Below are 16,925 nucleotides of genomic sequence, written 5' to 3'. Positions count from 1 at the left end.
CAGCACGCGCACAACAAACTGGCACAAAAACCAATTCATAAACAAGCTCGACACACTGTTGAGTTCTCAAAAGACACCCGCACACCATGACGATCCTCGCGGACCGAGCCGGGGCTGTGTTTCCGTTCTTTTCCCACTGTACACCCACTGAAACCTGCCGGTTCCCGGGGGGTACTGCGGGGGGTGGTCAGCGGGCCTGTTGACCGGGCCCCAGGGCCCGTTCTGTCCGGCGTCTCGCTGACGAGGAGAAAGTTACGCGACGCCTCGAAGGCGAGTCAAATCGGCCCCCCTGCACATGCGCTGACCTGCTAGAACGACCCCATAACGGGCCGCAGATGCGGCCGTGGAGCCCCGTAGCGGGGCCGCGAGTGGCGGTTTTCGAGGGTTTCGGCGCCCATTCGGGGCCGGTCGGACCGGAATGAGCGGTCGCGGTCGCAGTGCTTCTTCGCTGCGCCGATCCCGGATTCGGCGGCACCGCGCCGGCCGGTGACCACTTGTCCCGGCACCTCTACCTGCGCGTTCGCGGCGCGGAGCAGGACGCGTGGACGACCCGGCGGTCCGTGGCCGCACGCGCCCCGGCGTCCGCGTCTGCGCGCCGAGGTGTGTCCACGGCCACGGTTCAGAGCCGCGGAGCGGGGGCGTACGACGAGGCCGGGCGAGGTGCCTCGTGCCCGGTCGTGCGCGCGCGGCACCTCGCGGCTCCCTGCTGCGGGCCGGCCGGGGATCGTCTTCCGCCCGATCGTGTCGCGGTCGTCGACCACGCCGCTATCGGGTTGCCCAGCCATCGGGTGCCGGCGGGCACGCTCTCGCCGCGCATCACCAACGACGAGGGACCGATGGTCGTCATCGCCCCGACCTCTGAGCCGGGCAGCGTGATGCTGTGCGGGCCGAGAGTGGCCCCGTCGGCCAGATGGACGCGATCCAGCCGCATCAGGCGGTCGTGGAACAGGTGGGTCTGCACGACGCACCCGCGGTTGACGGTCACGCCGTCCCCGAACGAGATCAGGTCGTACTCCGGGAGCCAGTAGGTCTCGAGCCACACCCCCCGGCCGACACGGGTCCCCATCGTCCGCAGCCAGGCGGGGAGCAGCGGGGTCCCGAGCGACGCGCCGGCCAGCCATGGGACCGCGAGCTCCTCGACGAAGCTGTCGACGAGCTCGTTGCGCCACACGAAGGAGCTCCACAGCGGATGCTCGCTCACCCGGATTCGACCCAGCAGGAGCCATTTCGCGACGCTGGTCACCAGACATGCCAGCACCCCGGCGGCGATCAGCAGCACGCCGCTGATCCCCACGGTCGCCGCCGTCCCCATGACGGCGTCGGCCTCGTCGAAGGCCCCCACCACCGACTCGGCGAGCAGCAGGGTCAGGGTGACGGGCACCAGCCGCAGCATCTCGACCGCGGCCCGTGCCACGACCAGCCGGCGAGGCGGGGCGTAGGTGCGGGCGAGGTCGACGGCGTCGGCGGTCCTCGGCAGCTCGATGGCGGGCCGGCCCAGCCACGACGACCCGGCTGCCGCGCCCGCCGGGATCTCCGAGAGCACCCCGACCAGTGACCCGTCCGGGACGGCACGACCGGGGCCGACGATGCCGGAGTTGCCGATGAACGCCCGGGTGCCCACCTCCGACCGCCCGACTCGTAGCCAGCCGCCGCGCAGCTCGTGGTGCGCCAGCATGCTGTCGTCGGCGAGGAAACCGCCGTCCCCGACGGTCATCAGGCCCGGCAATCCAATGGCGGTGGACGCCTCGACCCGCCGGCCGACCCGGGCGCCGAGCAGCCGCAGCCAGGAGGGCGTGAGCAGGCTCGCGTACAGCGGGAACAGCGTGCTCCGCGCACCGCCGACGAGCCGCTCGATCAGCCACACGCACCAGCCGACCCGGCCGTCGGCCGGATGGTCGCCCTCGGTCACCGCGAGCCCGGCCAGCCGCACGATCACCGCCACCAGCAGCGCGTAACTCACGAAGGACAGCAGCGCGCTCAGCGGGGCGCTGACCAGCAGGACCAGGGCGCCTCGGGCCAGTGTCGTGACGTTGCGCGCCAGCAGGTAGGTGAGCAGGCCGGCGGGTGCAGCGGCCAGCACCGGGAGCAACCCGAGGCCGAACAGCGAGACGGCGTAGGCGGCGTCCCATCGCCGGGAACGCTCGGGACGTGGGGGTGGCCAGGAGGCGCCCGCGTGGCCCACGTGTCGGGCCGGCGAGCCGACCCAGCGCTCCCCGGCGGGAACGTCCAGGCCGACACCCGAGCCGGGACCGATTTCAGCGCCCGCCCCGACCGTCACACCTGGCAGCAGCGTGCTGCGGGTGCCGACACGTGCGTCCGGCCCGATGCTGATCTCACCGAGGTGCAGCAGGTCGCCGTCGAGCCACCAGCCCGCGACATCGGCCTCCGACTCGACGGTCGCGCCGTCGCCGAACACCGCGAGCCCGGTGACCGGCGGAAGGGCGTGCAGCGCGACGTTCCGGCCGACCCGACAGCCCAGTGCCCGGGCATACCGGGCGGCCCACGGCGTCCCGGTGAGCGAGGCCATGCCGAAGACGGCGGCCACGCGCTCGGCGGTCCACAGCCGTAGGTGCGTGCCCCCGCCGCGGGGATGGCTGCCCGCCCGGAGCCCGCGGCACAGCGCGCGCACCCCGGCGACGGTGATCACCAACCGCCCGGGTGGTGTGAGCAGGAGGGCTCCGGCGATGCCGACGAACCACCAGGAGGTGTACGGCGCCCAGGGCGCGGGCCTCACCAGGCCGATCAGGTTGCTCACCAGCGCGAGCCCGGTGATCCAGCGCAATCCGGTGATCGTGAACAGGACGAGCAGGATGATCGATTGGACCAGCGCGGTCGATCTGGGCACGGGCCGGACCTGCCGTCGGCCGGCTCCGCCTTCGCCCAGTTCGTCCAGCCGTGCGGCGAGCGCCGCGAGCGTCGGGCGCCGGTAGACGTCGGCGACCGAGGTGCCGGGGAACCGGCCGCGCAGCACCGACACCAGCTTCGCCGCGGCCAGGCTCGACCCGCCGTCGGCGAAGAAGTCGGAGTCGGGGCCGCGGACCGGGACGCCGAGCAGCTCGCTCCATTGCCGCGCCAGCCAGCCCGCGGTCCCCGTCAGCCCAGCCGCGCCTGCGTCATCACCGGTCGACGGCAGTGGCCAGGGCAACGCCGCCCGATCGACCTTTCCCGAGGTCTTGGTGGGTAGCGCGTCGACGACGGCCAGCCGGGGCACGATCGCCGCCGGCAGCCGCTCCCGCAGCAGCGCCTCCGCCCGGCGCTGGTCGAACGCCGGTCCGGCGGGCACCACGTAGCCGACCAGCAGCTGGGTGCCGGCCGGCGTGGTGCGCACCGCGGCCGCCCCGGCAGCGACGCCGGGTAGCGCCTGCAGGGCCGCGTCGACCTCCCCCAGCTCGATGCGACGGCCCGAGAGCTTCACCTGTTCGTCGGCCCGCCCGGCGAAGACCAGGCCCCGCGGGTCGGCGCGCACGAGGTCGCCGCTGCGGTAGGCACGCGCCCAGCCCAGCGACGGCAGCGGGGCGTACTTCTCCGCATCCTTGGCCGGGTCCAGGTAGCGGCCGAGACCGACGCCGCCGATCACGAGCTCCCCGGTCTCGCCCCAGCGAACCGGGTCGCCGCGGGTGTCGACCACCGTTGCGGTCCAGCCGGCGAGCGGCAGGCCGATCCGGACCTCGTCGCGGCCGGTCATCAACGCGGCGGTCGTCACCACCGTGGCCTCGGTGGGCCCGTAGGTGTTCCACACCTCACGGCGGCCGTCGGCCAAGCGGGTGGCCAGTTCGTTCGGGCAGGCCTCGCCGCCGAGGATCAGCAGCCGGACCCGGTCCAGTGCGCTGGTCGGCCAGAGCGCGACCAGCGTGGGCACCGTCGAGACCACCGTGATGCCCCGCTGGACGAGCCAGTCGCCCAGCTCGGGTCCGGCCTTGACCACCGCCCGGGGGGCGGGAACCAGGCAGGCACCGTGCCGCCAGGCCAGCCACATCTCCTCGCAGGAGGCATCGAACGCGACCGACAGCCCGGCCAGCACCCGATCACCCGGGCCGAGGGGACGGCCGCGCAGGAACAGCCGCGCCTCCGCATCGACGAACGCCGCGGCGGAGCGGTGGGTGACCGCGACGCCCTTGGGGGTACCGGTCGAGCCCGAGGTGAAGATGATCCATGCGTCGTCGTCCGGTGTGGTCGGACGGAACCGGCCCTGGGGCCGGCGACCGGGGCGCAGTGTGAGGGAGCGGCCCGCTCCGAACACCGCACAGACGCCCGCTTCGGACCACACGAGCTCGGCGCGCTCGTCCGGGTCGTCGACGTCGACAGGTACATATGCCGCCCCGGCGGAGAGCACCGCGAGGATGCACAGGTAGAGATCCGCTGTCCCGGAGGGCACCCGGATGCCGACCCGGTCTCCGACACCGATGCCGGCGTCCCGCAGTCGTCGGCCGAGCAGCCGCACTTCGTTGCGCAGGCCCAGGTAGTCAAGCACGACGCGCCCGTCATCAAGCGCCGCGGCGCCCGGACAGGCCCATGTCGTGGCGTCCAGAACGTCGAGCAAGCTGCGCGCCTGCAGTGGCGGCACGGCCGGGAAGACCGCGGCGTCAGGACCGATCACGACGGGGTTTTCGTGACTCGGGACGGAATGTCCTGGACCCGCCATTCCATGCCCATTGTCCGCTCCAACAATTCCGGGACGAAGTGGCACAGTGCTCCCAGGGAGGACGATTCGGACAGGAGTCGGAGGAAGATCCGTTCAGGGCCGAACAGATTACGCAATGCCCCGAAGAGCTCACGCCAGAGGTCCGATCACTGAATTCGTCATGCTCCGGTCGGCCGTGGAAGTAAAGCAGAGACTTTCCCCGAGGAAATAAATACCCCAGCCGACAGGCTTCCAGGACCGGGGTCCGGACCTGACCCGGACTCCCCGTCCCGGGCCGGCGGTTGCCCTGGCGGGGTAAAGCCGGGCAACCGATTTGGTCACAGAGGCCGAGGCCGGGTGACAGGGCCGGATGGCCTACTACATCGAGCGAACCGCCCGGGTCCCGAATACCTGCGAGGAGGGAAGCCGTCCATGTGCACCGGAAACGGCCGTCCGGCACCGCCACCACGTCCGAAGCCGGGCACGCCGATGGCGAGAGCGGCATTCGCCGTCGGTTGATCTCACGTTCGCGCCAGGGCCCGACGACGGAACCGCGGACAGGGGCGCCGCAGCCCGTCGAGATCCGCCCGGACCAGGCGCGTCGCCGCTGCGCACCGCGGTGAATTCACACGAGTCGAGGAGGGTGTCATGGACCGCCAGCACCGGCACGGGGACGACGAATACCACCCCGGTCACGAACTCGGCCTCGGCGACGGCAGGAACTGGAGCGGAGAGGGCCTCGGCCGGCTCCAGGCCCATGACCTGCTCTTCGGCACTCACTTGGCTGAGACGCTACTCGCCTATGTGGATCATTCCGGGGACCACGCCGCCGCGGCGGCAGCCCTCGGGATCAAACCCGGGACGATGAGCCGTCGACTGCTGCGAATACAGCAGATCGTCGGCACACTGCTCCGGAATCGTTGCGTCCGAGCCGGAACGGCACCGTTCTGACGGACCCGATCACCGTGACCTGCCGAATGATGGTCGCGCGGTGACGGCGTCGGGAGCCGTCAACTCTGCTACGTCTCGCGCTCGGCCTTCGCGCGTTCCTCCCGGAGACGGTCCTTGCCGCGCACCAGGCGCAGCATCGTCACCAGGAGGAGACCGCCGACGACATTGCCCACCAGGGTGAAGCCGAACCAGCGCGCCCAGTCGAGGTAGCCGAAGGGCGTGCCGCCGATGTGCAGCGCCCCGAAGATGATCAGCGAGTCCAGGATCGAATGGAACATCTCGAGGCCGGCGAGCAGGAAGGCGCCGGCGACCGCGGCGACCATCTTCGCGCTCATCGAATCGGTGCCGTGCTGCATGCGCGTCATCAGGGTGATGACGGCTCCGGCCAGCAGCGCGAGGCAGAACGCCCGGGCGTTCAGCGGTGCCTCGGCGAAGTGTTCGGCCGAGGAGATCGTCCGCGCGTGCAGACCGGGGAAACCGGTCATGACCAGCCACATGATCACCCAACCGCCGACGAGGTTCGCCAGCAGCGTGCCGCCCCACAGCTTGGCCAGCTGGCCCCAGCTCGCCCGCTTGGCCGCCACCGTGGTGATGGGGATGAGGAAACCCTCGGTGAACAACTCGCTGCGCCCCAGCAGCAGCGCCAGGAAGCCGATGGAGAAGGCCAGCCCGCCCAGCAGTGGGCTGCCGGTCGCCTCCCGCACGGCAAGGTAGGCCAGCACGCCGACGGCCACTTCCGTCCCGCCGAAGAACCCGGTGACCAGTACCTCGCGCCAGGGGCGGTGCAGCCGCTGCTCCCCTTCGTCGAGGGTTCGGTCGAAGGCGCGCTCGAGCTCGTCCTCGAGTTGCCCGTCGGTCTCGCCGAGCCGAGTGCGGTCCTGTTGCGCCACGCTGCCCCCGTCGCCGTCCACCGTCAGGCCGCGCCACTCGGAGCGGTGGAGGCGTGCGCTGTGCGGTTGCCGACGGCCGGATGATGCAGCCGTTCCGATCGGTCCGCCACTCGAGAAGGCGGGGTCGTCGAGCCGCCGCGGGCGCGCCGGCCGTGGTTGGCCCGGCAGAGTCGGGGAACAGAGGTGGTGAGCGAGGGAGGAACGACATGGCAGGCACTTCGATCGACCCCGTCGACGACGTTCTGCAGGGCCGCCGCGCCCTGGTCACCGGCGCCTCCGGCGGCATCGGACAGGAACTCGGACGCCGGCTCGCCGAGAGCGGCGTCGATCTGTTCCTCACCTACAGCGGTCACGCCACCGAGGCCGAACAGCTCGCCGGCAAGGCGCGCGAGCTGGGTCGCCGCGCCGAGGTCATGCAGGCCGACTTCGCCGACCCGGCGAGCCCGGCCCGCGTCATCGAGGCGGCGACCGAGCGGTTGGGCGGCCTCGACGTGGTGGTCGCCGCCGCCGGCACGGGGACGAAGACGCCCTGGGAGGACGTCGACGAACAGCTGTGGGACCACACCATGGCCGTGAACACCCGGGCGCCGTTCTTCCTGGCGAAGCTGGCCCTGCCCGGGATGATCGAGCGCCGGTTCGGCCGGATCCTGCTGTTCTCCTCGATCGCCGCCTTCAACGGCGGCGTGATCGGCCCGCACTACGCATCCAGCAAGGCCGCCCTGCACGGGCTGACCCACTTCCTCGCCTCCCGGGTCGCCGATACCGGCGTGACGGTCAACGCGATCGCCCCGGCGCTGATCCGCGGGACCCGGATGCTGCCCGCCGGGCCGGACGATCCGCTGCCGCTGCCGATCCCGGTCGGGCGCCTCGGGACCGTGGAGGAGGTCGCCGACATGTCACTGGCGATGCTGCGCAACGGGTACCTGACCAACAAGGTCATCACCTTGGACGGCGGTCTGTACCCGAGCTGAGGCCCACGTGGAGCTGATCCCCGGAGCCGGGGCAGCGCCTGATGAGGACTCGGCGCTTACCCGGTCCCGGCTGCGCTGACTTACGGCATCCGACCTCTTTCCACAGGTCCGGAGACTCATTGACGTAGCCGCCGGGGACGGTCGACGCTGACGGGCGTGCCGACGACGCCTCGCTGCTAAGCCGACATCCAGGATGAGTCACCGCCTACGCCGACCAGCACCGCCCGTGGGACGGGCACGGCAACGGATCACCCGAGCCCGTCTCCGGCCACTCCGCGATCACGTGGCAGCGCGTCGCCGAGCAACGCCGGGCCCGGAGCAGCAGAACGCTGCAGTGCGGTCGGCGCTGGTTGATGCCGTCCGAGGGGATGATGATGATTCACACGACCCCGCGTGTCGCCGGCCGCCTCACAGCATGCGTTGCAGCGATGCTCGGAGCCGCGGCCCTGTTGGTGGGCCCCGCCGCTGCTCCCATCGGCGCGCAGGCCGCGGCTTCCGCACACGGTTCCTTCGCCACCTTGCACAGCGCCGCTGACACGAATGCGCAGGTGGGCCACCCCTTCAACCAGAACGGCGGGAACTGGTCCGGTTACGTGGCAACCGGACTCGTGGCCGAATCGGTGTCCGCGAGTTGGATCGAACCCACCGTCACCTGCAACGCCACCAACGACACCTTCGCGCCATGGGTCGGTATCGGTGGCTACGGCACCACCACGCTCGCGCAGACCGGCGTGGAGATCAGCTGCTCGTCCGGTTCGCCGGTGTACCGGGCATGGTACGAACTGATTCCGGCTTCCCCGGTCTACGACGACGCCGCGGTCGGCCCCGGCGACGCGATCAAAGCCGAGGTCATCCGCGCCGGCACCCGCTACACGATGACCGTCACGGATCGGACCAGGAACTGGACCAGGACCGTCACCAAGTCCTATGCCGGGAGCAGCACCTCCGCCGAGTTCATCCTGGAGTCGCCCACCGGCACCTACCCGAACTTCGGCACGGTCACGTTCACCGGCGCCACGGTGAACGGTAGGCAGCTGAGCCGCTACCGTCCCGTCGCCCTCGACGCCAGCAACGCCAGCGGCGGATTCGACGACCACACGGGCCCGCTGTCCGGGGGCACGTTCTCGGTCAGCTACCGGCGTGGAGCAGCCGACCAGACGTAGGGATGTCGGGGTTCAGCCGGATCTGCGGAACCGGTGCTCGGGCCGGCCGGCCGAGCCGTAGCGCAGGTGCATGACCAGCTTTCCCTCCCCGGCCAGATGCGCGAGGTACCGCTGTGCGGTTGCCCGGCTGATCCCGACACGCTCGGCGATCTCGCTCGCCGACAGATCGGCCCCGGGACTGTCGAACGCCGCGCGCACGAGCGCCATCGTCGCCTCGGAGCAGCCCTTGGGCAGGCTGCTCGTCGATTCGCCGCTGCGCATCAGGCCGAAGAGCCGGTCGACCTCGCCCTGCTCGACCTCCCCGTCCGCCGTGCTACGCATCCAGAGGGTGCGATAGGCCTCCAGCCGGTCGGCGAGCGCCCGGAACGGGAACGGCTTGACCAGGTACTGGACGACGCCACGCTGCATCGCCGCGCGCACGCTCGGCATGTCCCGCGCGGCGGTGACAGCGATGACGTCCGGGTGCGGTCCCGCGCCCTCGCGCAGCCGGGAGAGCAGGGTGAGCCCGTCCTCGTCCGGCAGGTACAGGTCGAGCAGCACGAGATCGGGCCTGCCGGTCCGGACGACCTCGAGCGCGGCGCGGGCCGTGTGGGCGCTCGCGACGACGGCGAAGCCGGGCACCCGGCCGACGAAGTCGGCGTGCAGCGCGGCCACCCGGAAGTCGTCGTCGACGACCAGTACGTCGATGTCGCGCGTTCTCATGGCCGGGCTCCGGCCGGCACGCACGGGATGCTCACCCGGAACCGCGCGCCCTTGCCCTCGCGCACCTCGACGGCGCCGCCGAGCTGGTCCACCAGTTGGCGGACCAGGGCGAGCCCGATGCCGCGGGCCCGGCCCTCGGCCGCGGTCTTGGTCGACCAGCCGCCCGTGAAGATCGACCCGCCCATGCCGGCCGGGATCCCGGGGCCGGTGTCCACGACGTCGATGACGAGCTCGCGGCTGCCCTGCGCCAGCCGCACCGACACCGCGGGGACCTCCTTCGAGGTGACCGAGCCGGTGACGGCGTCGATCGCGTTGTCGATCAGGTTGCCGAGGATCGACACGACCGCGTCGGCGGCGACGTCGTCGAGGACGACCCGGGAGGCGGTGTCGACGGCCATCGCGACGCCACGTTCCCGGGCCACCGTCATCTTGGCGACCAGCAGAGCCACCACCCGCGGATTCTCGATGGTCGACTCCAGCTCGGCCGCCAGACCCGACGTCGCGCCCTCGATCTCGGTGGCGTAGCCGATCGCCTCGTGGTAGCGGCGCATCTCCAGCAGCCCGGACATGACGTGCATCCGGTTGGAGAACTCGTGTTGCTGCGCGCGCAGCGCGTCGGTCAGGCTGCGGACCTCGTCGAGCTCGCGCAGGGCGCCCTCGAGCTCGGTGCGGTCCCGCAACGTCACCACCGAACCGAGGTCGCGGCCCCCGTGCGTCACCCGCATCCGGCTGGCCACGAGGAACCGCCCGTCGCGCAGCACCAGCTGATCGGTCGCCTCGCCGCCGCCGGTCAGCAGCTCACGCAGGTCACCGTCGGGCAGCACGTCGGCGACCGCGCGCCCGAGGTCCCCCGGTGTCGTGCCGAGCAGGTGGTGTGCCTGGTCGTTGACCAGGCTGAACCGCCCTCGGGGGTCGATCGCCACGACCCCCTCCCGGATGCCGTGCAGGGTCGCCTCGCGTTCCTGCAGCAGCGCGGCGATCTCGTCGAGCTCCAGGCCGAAGGTCTGCCGCTTGAGCTGACGGGTGAGCAGGGTCGCGGCACCGACGCCCACCGCGATCGCCACCGCCAGATAGATCGCCAGGCTGGTCAGCTCGTCGCCGGCCTTCGAGGCGATCTCCGTCTCGACCACGCCCGCCGAGACCTCCCCGATCACCGAGCCACCCGGGCCGAACACCGGGGCCTTGCCGTTGGCCGACCGACCGAGGCTGCCGAGGTCGATGCCCATGTGCTGCCGGCCGTCCAGCGCGACGACCGGCTCCTCCACCGGCCGGCCGATCAGTTCCGGAGTCGGGTGCGAGTACCGCACACCGTTGCGGTCCATCACGACGACGTACGACGCACCGGTGCTGCGGGCGATGTCCTGGGCGAGCGACTGGACCGCGGCCGGCTGCCCGGTGGCCAGCGCCGACCGGATCTGCGGGCTGGACGCCGCGGCCTCGGCGATGGCCAGTGCGCGCTGCTCGTACTGGTCGTCGAGTTCCCCGCGTGCGGCGCGGGCCCAGAGGAAGAACCCGATCAGGCCGGCGAGCAGCAGGACGCCGATGTGCCCGACCAACAGGCGGGCGGACAGCGTTCGACCTCCTCGCGACCACCGTGGTCCTGGCACCGTCACAGTCTGCACATCAGGTGCGCTGTTGCCACCCCATCCGAGTGGCGCGCCCGTGCGCGATATGAGCAGAACGCAATCAATCCGCGCAACCGCGAAGAAACAGCACAAGCTCCACCGGCGCCCGCCGCCGCATCACGATGCGTTCCACCCCCCGATGCGATCGCCGCCACCCGCCGCTGCGGAAGCGTCGGGCCGATGCGGTGGAGAGAGGCAGCCCATGTCGATGTCAGCGCAATTCGCAGCCGCCCCGGACGGGAGCGCCGACGACGCGTCGCCCGCGACACCGGCGATCGAGCTGCGCCGTGCCTCGAAGATCTTCGACACTCCCGGCGGTGGTCGGTATCAGGCGTTGCGCGACCTGGACCTGACGGTCGGCGCCGGGGAGTTCTGCGCCGTCGTCGGGCCGACGGGGTGCGGCAAGTCGACCACGCTCACCCTGGTGGCCGGGCTGGAGAGCCCGACCACCGGTGAGGTGCTCGTCCACGGCGACCCGGTGCACGGCATCGGCGACGACGTCGGGTTCGTCTTCCAGAACGACGCCGTCTTCCCGTGGAAGACGGTGCTCGACAACGTCCTCGCGGGGCCCCGGTTCCGGTCCCGGCCCCTCAAGCAGGCCCGGGCGGAGGCCCGCGACTGGTTGCGCAGGGTCGGTCTCGCCGGATTCGAGGACCGGTACCCCCACCAGCTCTCCGGCGGCATGCGCAAGCGGGTGGCGCTCGCCCAGAGTCTGATCAACGAGCCCCGCATCCTGCTCATGGACGAGCCCTTCAGCGCTCTCGACGTGCAGACCCGGGCGATCATGTCCGACGAGCTGCTGTCCCTGTGGGACCTGACCAAACCCGCCGTCGTCTTCGTGACCCACGACCTCGAGGAAGCGATCGCGCTGGCGGACAAGGTCGTGGTGCTGACCGCCGGACCGGCGACGGTGAAGGACGTGTTCCCCGTGCACCTGCCGCGGCCGCGCACCGTGCAGGAGATCCGCTTCGACCGCGACTTCGTCGATCTCTATCAGCAGATCTGGCACTCGCTGCGCGACGAGGTCGACATCGCCTACTCCCGGACGACCGCGGCCTCGGTGCCGTCGCGAGGTGACTCATGAGCGAGAACCTGCAGGCCGCCCCGCCCCGCCCGGAGACGTCGAGCCCGACCGCCGGGCCGGAGCGCCGTCGCAGCCGCTACGGCGCGGCGGTGTGGACCGGACGGCTGGTCGTGCTGGTGGTGGCGATCGGCGGCTGGGAGCTGTTCGCCCGGCTGCAGATCGTCGACCCGTTCTTCTACGGCCAGCCCAGCCAGGTCGTCGACCAGATCGTCACGTGGGTGCAGAGCGGGACCGCGCAGGGCTCGCTGTGGGCGCAGATCGGCGTGACGATGGAGGAGACGGTCCTCGGCTGGGTGATCGGCGTCGTCTTCGGCGTCGTCTTCGGTGTCGCGCTCGGCCGGATCCGGTTCCTGTCCGATGTGCTCGGGCCCTACATCAAGATCATGAACTCCATCCCGCGCATCGTGCTCGGGTCGATCTTCATCGTCGCGTTCGGACTGGGCCTGGGCTCCAAGGTGCTGCTCGCCGTCGTGCTGGTGTTCTTCGCGGTCTTCTTCAACGCCTTCCAGGGCACCCGCGAGGTCGACCGCAACCTCATGGCGAACGCGCGGATCCTCGGCGCCTCGCGCTGGCGGGTGACCCGCGACGTCGTGCTCCCCTCGGCCTTCACCTGGATCATCGCGAGCCTGCACGTCAGCTTCGGCTTCGCGCTCATCGGTGCCATCGTGGGCGAGTTCCTCGGTGCGCAGCAGGGCCTCGGCCTGCTCATCCGCACCGCTCAGGGCACCTTCAACGCCAACGGTGTCCTCGCCGCCATGGTGATCGTCGCGGTCGTCGCGCTCATCGCCGAGGGCCTCATCACCGCGGTGGAGAAGAAGGTCCTGCGCTGGCGGCCGCCTGCGCTGAGCGGACCCGATCTGTGACCCCGCCCGTCATCCACCCGTTGTCAGAGAGGACACCGCTGTGAAGAAACCCCTTGCCGCCGTCGCCTCGGCCGTCGCCGTGGCGCTCGTCGTGAGCGCCTGCGGCGCAGGCGGATCGAGTTCCGGCCCGAGTGCGACCGCCGGCTCCACCAAGATGTCGATCATGGTCGGCGGCCTGGACAAGCAGATCTACCTGCCGTTCATGCTCGCCGAGAAGCTCGGCTACTACAAGGACGCCGGCCTCGACGTGACGCTGTCCGACGAGCCCGCGGGGGTGAACGCGGAAACGGCGATGCTGGCCGGGCAGGTCGACGCGGTCGGCGGGTTCTACGACCACAACATCGACCTGCAGGCCAAGGGCCAGAGCACCGAGGCGGTGGTCTCGATGCTGCAGGTGCCCGGCGAGGTGGAGCTCTGCCGCGCCGACCTCAAGGGCACCGTCACGTCTCCGGCCGACTGGAAGGGCCGCAGCCTCGGCGTCACCGACCTCGGCTCCTCCACCGACTTCCTCACCCAGTACCTCGCGCAGAAGAACGGCGTCTCGGCGACCGACATCCACCGCATCGGCGTGCAGGCCGGCCCGACGTTCATCGCGGCCATGGACCACAAGTCCATCGACTGCGGCATGACGACCGAGCCGACCGTGTCGAACCTGATCAACAGCGGCAAGGCCTACATCATCGACGACATGCGCACGGCCGACGGCGCCCGCCAGGCACTCGGCGGGGCCTACCCGGCGACCTCGCTCTACATGCGTACCGACTACGTCAACAGCAACAAGGACAAGGTCCAGAAGCTGGTCGGCGCCTACGTGAAGACGCTGAAGTGGATCCAGACCCACAGCGCGGCCGACATCACCGCCCAGATGCCGCCGGACTACTACACCGGCGTCGGCAAGGCCGCGTACATCGCTGCGCTCGACAGCGAGAAGGGCATCTACAACCCGACCGGCCTGATGCCGGCCGACGGGCCCGCCACGTGCCTGGCTGTCCTGCAGGCCAACAGCGATGTCGCCGGCAAGTCCATCAACCTGGCCAAGACCTACACCAACGAGTTCGCCCAGGCCGCCCAGAACCAGTGATCCAGCCACTGGCCGGTACGGCCCGCCCGCCGGAGCCGCGGCGGGCGGGCCGTACCGGCCGTCCCCGGGACGGTCCCGTCCGGGTGAACAATGCTGATCTTCAATCTCTCTGGTCCTGGCCTTGCCGACGGCTAATCCGTGCTCCGGATGCTCGGTGTTGCACCGCCACTGACATGACGGTGCGACCGACACCGACCGGAAGGTGATCTGTGGGTTACGCATCCAGAAGCTACGGGGCAACGCTGCGCGCCGACATCCGCCGGCCCGAGATCACCCCGCTCATCGGGGTGTTCGACATGTTCTCCGCCTCGGTCGCCGCCCGACATTACGACGGCTTCTTCGTATCCGGGCTCGGATTCGCGGCGTCCTACTACGGGCTGCCCGACATCGGATTCATTGCCTGGCCCGACATCGTCGGCTTCGTGCAGCGGCTCCGGTTGGCGTTCCCCACCAAGCACCTCCTCGTCGATATCGACGACGGCTACGTCGACGCCGAGGTCGCCTGTCACGTGGTGGAGCATCTCGAGGCGCTCGGGGCATCGGGCGTGATCCTCGAGGACCAGCAGCGGCCGCGACGCTGCGGACATGTCGACGGCAAACGGGTGCTGCCGCTGCAGGACTACCTCGACAAGCTGGACCTGGTCCTGCAGACCCGCAGGGATCTCGTCGTCGTGGCGCGCACCGATGCCACCGAGGAGTCCGAGATGCTGCGCCGCGCCGCGGCGCTGGCCGAGACCGATGCCGACGTCGTGCTCGTCGACGGCGTTCGCAGCGTGGACTGGCTGCACAAGATCCGCGCCGTGATCGGGGACAAACCCCTGCTGTTCAACCAGATCGCCGGCGGGAAGTCCCCGCGGCTCTCACTCCCGGAGTTGCAGGAACTGGGCGCCGACGTCGCCATCTACAGCACTCCGTGCCTGGCCGCAGCGCAGGCGGCCATGGACGACGCCCTGCGACAGCTCAAGGAATGCGACGGCCGTCTCCCCGCCGATTCCGTCGGCGTGCACGAATCGCTGGCACTGCTCGAGGCCAACATCAGCAGGCATCACGGCAGGCCCGTACCCGCTCTCGTCCGATCCCGGTGCGAGGCGGCCCGCACCGGGATCAACGCGCCGGCCGGGTCCTCATCGGCCAACGGCTGCAATGCTCGGACCGACAGGCCCGACGTGCACACATAGCCGGACGCGGAGGCGGTGGAACACGGTCATGCTCACTGCTCAGATCGGCGGCATCGAAATGGGCATTGCCATCAATGTTGCGGACGGCCCGTTGACGGCAGCCAGCGAGTTGCTGCAGTGGAACAGTCTCCGGGTTTCGGTCGTCAATCTGATCCTCATCGGCCTTGTCACCGTGATCGTCGCGGTGGCGCTCACGCCGGTCGAGGCGTCGGCGTACCGGTTCGGACGGTCCGGACAGCCGCCGACCCGATCGCCGGCCGGCCGAGCGGAGCGCGGGGGCGCCGCCCTGTGACGAGGGCCCCGGGAACCGGCTCCCGGGGCCCTCGTGCGGTCAGCCGTGCTGTCAGCGCAGCGCTCCGCGGCGGCCACGGCCACGCACTCCACCGATGATGCCGGTGGCCACGAAAAGCACGAGGGCGACGATGGCCAACCAGAACAGCGACTTGACCGCGAATCCGACCACGGCCAAAACGACCCAGAGCACCAACAGACCGAGGATCAAACCCATAGTGGCACCACCTTCGAATGCAGCGACCCGGATCGGGTCAGACGACATCGACTTCCCGGTGTAGGTCGCTGCCACACCGGCCATTCGGGTGATGGGTTCACTTCCTCTCCGACGAATAGGGCGAGGCAGGCAAAACGGCCGATCCACCACATTGTCCGACGCGTCCACGCCGGCCCGGACCGATGTGGAGGTTGCGGGGCCGGCCGTCCGATGGGTACAGAGCCGTCGGACCACAGTCCTGTCCTCCGGATACATATCCCGGCCCGGCGGTGGGTACGGGCAAGACATGCTCCCCCTGACACCACCCGCCGTCCTCACCGCCGTCCTGGCCTTCCACCCGGCCAGCGCGTCCGCTCCCACCGCTGACGCGCCGCTCCCGGCACCGACCGCCGAGACCGCGCCCGCACCGCCCTCGACTCCGCTGCCGTTGACCAGTCCGTGCCCGGCCTACCTCGGCCCCCAGTGCGACTCGGTCGAGCACGAGGGCTGGACCCAGGCACAGGACCTGGCGGCCATGGTCCTGGGCCGCTGATCCGGCCCGACGCCGCTGCGTCGGATCACGAGGCCGGGCTCAGGCACCGGCCCGCACCGTCGTACAAGGATCGGGTGTCCACCTCCCGCCCGGGGGGCGGGTTCACCTCGACCGCGACCTTGCCGGCCGGGGTCAACGCCTCCTGGCAGGCAAGAAAGCTCTCCCCGCTGAAGTCGCCGGCCCACAGATCGAGGTGCGGGCGCTTGGCGGCAGCCCACTCGCCGATGCAGGCGACGCAGTCGTCCTCCATCACGAAGTACTTTCGCAGGGACGGGTAGTAGAGAACCGTCCCGACCGGGAGCTCGCGCCGGTCACTCGCCAGGGTCACCGGATCGGAGAAGGTGCCGGTGCCCCCGGCGTGGGAGTGCCGCGCGTTGGGATGGGCGATGGCGGTTCCCGGCGGATCGTTGTCACCGGCTCCGTAGAACGTGATGTAGGTCGACCACGACCTGCCGGCCGGCGCGCTGGTGCGCGCGGACGGCCGGCTCGTCGCGGCCGACCCGGTGCCGCCCGGCGTCGTCGAAGACTTCGACGCAGTGGTCCGCGGAGCGGGGGTCATTGGCCGGTCCGGGCTGGTCGGCGCAGCCGCGGACGTCGCGGCGGTCGGAGACGCCGGCGCCCCGGGCTGCCCGCTGGAGGGCGCCGGCGGCGCAGCCGGGGCACAGCCCACCACGACGGCGACGACGGCCGCCACGAGAGCGGCCCACCGCCCCGTCCGCCCGGCCCACGTGCCCTTCACGCCGCTCACCTCTCTCG

General features: G+C 70.8%; 15 protein-coding genes. 9 read left to right on the top strand and 6 right to left on the bottom strand.

Translation table 11 applies throughout. The features are described 5' to 3' along the window. Positions 1 to 619: 619 nt before the first annotated feature. On the bottom strand, positions 620 to 4,642 hold the full coding sequence (locus tag HF526_RS27025; RefSeq protein WP_169384393.1) for a Pls/PosA family non-ribosomal peptide synthetase: 4,023 nt from the start codon (positions 4,640 to 4,642) through the stop codon (positions 620 to 622). A 627-nt stretch (positions 4,643 to 5,269) separates the two neighbouring features. On the opposite strand from HF526_RS27025, the gene HF526_RS27020 reads away from it, so the two are divergent. Beyond that, positions 5,270 to 5,572, top strand: a complete 303-nt coding sequence (locus HF526_RS27020; protein WP_169384392.1) for a helix-turn-helix domain-containing protein — start codon at positions 5,270 to 5,272, stop codon at positions 5,570 to 5,572. Between the two features lie 68 nt (positions 5,573 to 5,640). On the opposite strand, the gene HF526_RS27015 is transcribed toward HF526_RS27020, so the two are convergent. Continuing rightward, positions 5,641 to 6,462: a formate/nitrite transporter family protein gene (locus HF526_RS27015; protein ID WP_169384391.1), complete on the bottom strand. Its 822-nt coding sequence runs from the start codon at positions 6,460 to 6,462 to the stop codon at positions 5,641 to 5,643. A gap of 206 nt (positions 6,463 to 6,668) precedes the next feature. On the opposite strand from HF526_RS27015, the gene HF526_RS27010 reads away from it, so the two are divergent. Both HF526_RS27010 and HF526_RS27005 read left to right on the top strand, forming a co-directional pair. Next, a complete protein-coding gene (locus HF526_RS27010; RefSeq protein ID WP_169384390.1) occupies positions 6,669 to 7,433 on the top strand; it encodes an SDR family NAD(P)-dependent oxidoreductase in 765 nt (254 codons plus the stop codon). 548 nt (positions 7,434 to 7,981) lie between these two features. After that, complete coding sequence (locus tag HF526_RS27005) at positions 7,982 to 8,596, top strand: G1 family glutamic endopeptidase (RefSeq protein ID WP_211177853.1); 615 nt, start codon at positions 7,982 to 7,984, stop codon at positions 8,594 to 8,596. A gap of 12 nt (positions 8,597 to 8,608) precedes the next feature. Here the strand turns inward: HF526_RS27005 and HF526_RS27000 are convergent, their stop codons facing one another. Further along, positions 8,609 to 9,298: a response regulator gene (locus HF526_RS27000; RefSeq protein WP_169384388.1), complete on the bottom strand. Its 690-nt coding sequence runs from the start codon at positions 9,296 to 9,298 to the stop codon at positions 8,609 to 8,611. Beyond that, positions 9,295 to 10,905, bottom strand: coding sequence for an ATP-binding protein (locus HF526_RS26995; protein ID WP_169384387.1), 1,611 nt, complete (start codon positions 10,903 to 10,905; stop codon positions 9,295 to 9,297). Before HF526_RS26995 ends, HF526_RS27000 begins: the two co-directional genes overlap by 4 nt. A 226-nt stretch (positions 10,906 to 11,131) precedes the next feature. On the opposite strand from HF526_RS26995, the gene HF526_RS26990 reads away from it, so the two are divergent. The 5 genes from HF526_RS26990 (at position 11,132) to HF526_RS26970 (ending at position 15,421) form a co-directional block, all read left to right on the top strand. Next, positions 11,132 to 12,007, top strand: a complete 876-nt coding sequence (locus HF526_RS26990) for an ABC transporter ATP-binding protein (RefSeq protein ID WP_169384386.1) — start codon at positions 11,132 to 11,134, stop codon at positions 12,005 to 12,007. Next, positions 12,004 to 12,870, top strand: a complete 867-nt coding sequence (locus HF526_RS26985; RefSeq protein WP_169384385.1) for an ABC transporter permease — start codon at positions 12,004 to 12,006, stop codon at positions 12,868 to 12,870. The genes HF526_RS26990 and HF526_RS26985 overlap by 4 nt, the downstream gene beginning before the upstream one ends. A 40-nt stretch (positions 12,871 to 12,910) precedes the next feature. Then, positions 12,911 to 13,951: an ABC transporter substrate-binding protein gene (locus HF526_RS26980; RefSeq protein ID WP_169384384.1), complete on the top strand. Its 1,041-nt coding sequence runs from the start codon at positions 12,911 to 12,913 to the stop codon at positions 13,949 to 13,951. Between the two features lie 209 nt (positions 13,952 to 14,160). Beyond that, entirely contained in the window at positions 14,161 to 15,129 is a 969-nt protein-coding gene (locus tag HF526_RS26975; RefSeq protein WP_169384383.1) for an isocitrate lyase/phosphoenolpyruvate mutase family protein, read from the top strand. A 28-nt stretch (positions 15,130 to 15,157) separates the two neighbouring features. Then, positions 15,158 to 15,421 (top strand): hypothetical protein, encoded by a 264-nt coding sequence (locus HF526_RS26970; protein WP_169384382.1) that lies wholly within the window; start codon positions 15,158 to 15,160, stop codon positions 15,419 to 15,421. 51 nt (positions 15,422 to 15,472) lie between these two features. Here the strand turns inward: HF526_RS26970 and HF526_RS26965 are convergent, their stop codons facing one another. Beyond that, complete coding sequence (locus HF526_RS26965) at positions 15,473 to 15,637, bottom strand: hypothetical protein (protein ID WP_169384381.1); 165 nt, start codon at positions 15,635 to 15,637, stop codon at positions 15,473 to 15,475. 286 nt (positions 15,638 to 15,923) lie between these two features. Here HF526_RS26965 and HF526_RS26960 point away from each other — a divergent pair, with 286 nt between their 5' ends. Further along, positions 15,924 to 16,169 (top strand): hypothetical protein, encoded by a 246-nt coding sequence (locus tag HF526_RS26960; RefSeq protein ID WP_169384380.1) that lies wholly within the window; start codon positions 15,924 to 15,926, stop codon positions 16,167 to 16,169. A gap of 25 nt (positions 16,170 to 16,194) precedes the next feature. Here the strand turns inward: HF526_RS26960 and HF526_RS26955 are convergent, their stop codons facing one another. Continuing rightward, on the bottom strand, positions 16,195 to 16,908 hold the full coding sequence (locus tag HF526_RS26955) for a hypothetical protein (protein WP_169384379.1): 714 nt from the start codon (positions 16,906 to 16,908) through the stop codon (positions 16,195 to 16,197). Positions 16,909 to 16,925 lie beyond the last annotated feature (17 nt).

It is taken from the genome of Pseudonocardia acidicola (assembly GCF_012911935.1).
Classification (GTDB): domain Bacteria; phylum Actinomycetota; class Actinomycetes; order Mycobacteriales; family Pseudonocardiaceae; genus Pseudonocardia; species Pseudonocardia acidicola.
This window is presented reverse-complemented; position numbering and strand designations above follow the sequence as displayed.

Coding starts and splice junctions, on each gene's coding strand:
- HF526_RS27025 (WP_169384393.1), bottom strand. CDS start 4,642: ATGGCGGGTCCAGGACATTCCGTCCCGAGTCACGAAAACCCCGTCGTG.
- HF526_RS27020 (WP_169384392.1), top strand. CDS start 5,270: ATGGACCGCCAGCACCGGCACGGGGACGACGAATACCACCCCGGTCAC.
- HF526_RS27010 (WP_169384390.1), top strand. CDS start 6,669: ATGGCAGGCACTTCGATCGACCCCGTCGACGACGTTCTGCAGGGCCGC.
- HF526_RS27000 (WP_169384388.1), bottom strand. CDS start 9,298: ATGAGAACGCGCGACATCGACGTACTGGTCGTCGACGACGACTTCCGG.
- HF526_RS26990 (WP_169384386.1), top strand. CDS start 11,132: ATGTCAGCGCAATTCGCAGCCGCCCCGGACGGGAGCGCCGACGACGCG.
- HF526_RS26985 (WP_169384385.1), top strand. CDS start 12,004: ATGAGCGAGAACCTGCAGGCCGCCCCGCCCCGCCCGGAGACGTCGAGC.
- HF526_RS26970 (WP_169384382.1), top strand. CDS start 15,158: ATGCTCACTGCTCAGATCGGCGGCATCGAAATGGGCATTGCCATCAAT.
- HF526_RS26965 (WP_169384381.1), bottom strand. CDS start 15,637: ATGGGTTTGATCCTCGGTCTGTTGGTGCTCTGGGTCGTTTTGGCCGTG.
- HF526_RS26960 (WP_169384380.1), top strand. CDS start 15,924: ATGCTCCCCCTGACACCACCCGCCGTCCTCACCGCCGTCCTGGCCTTC.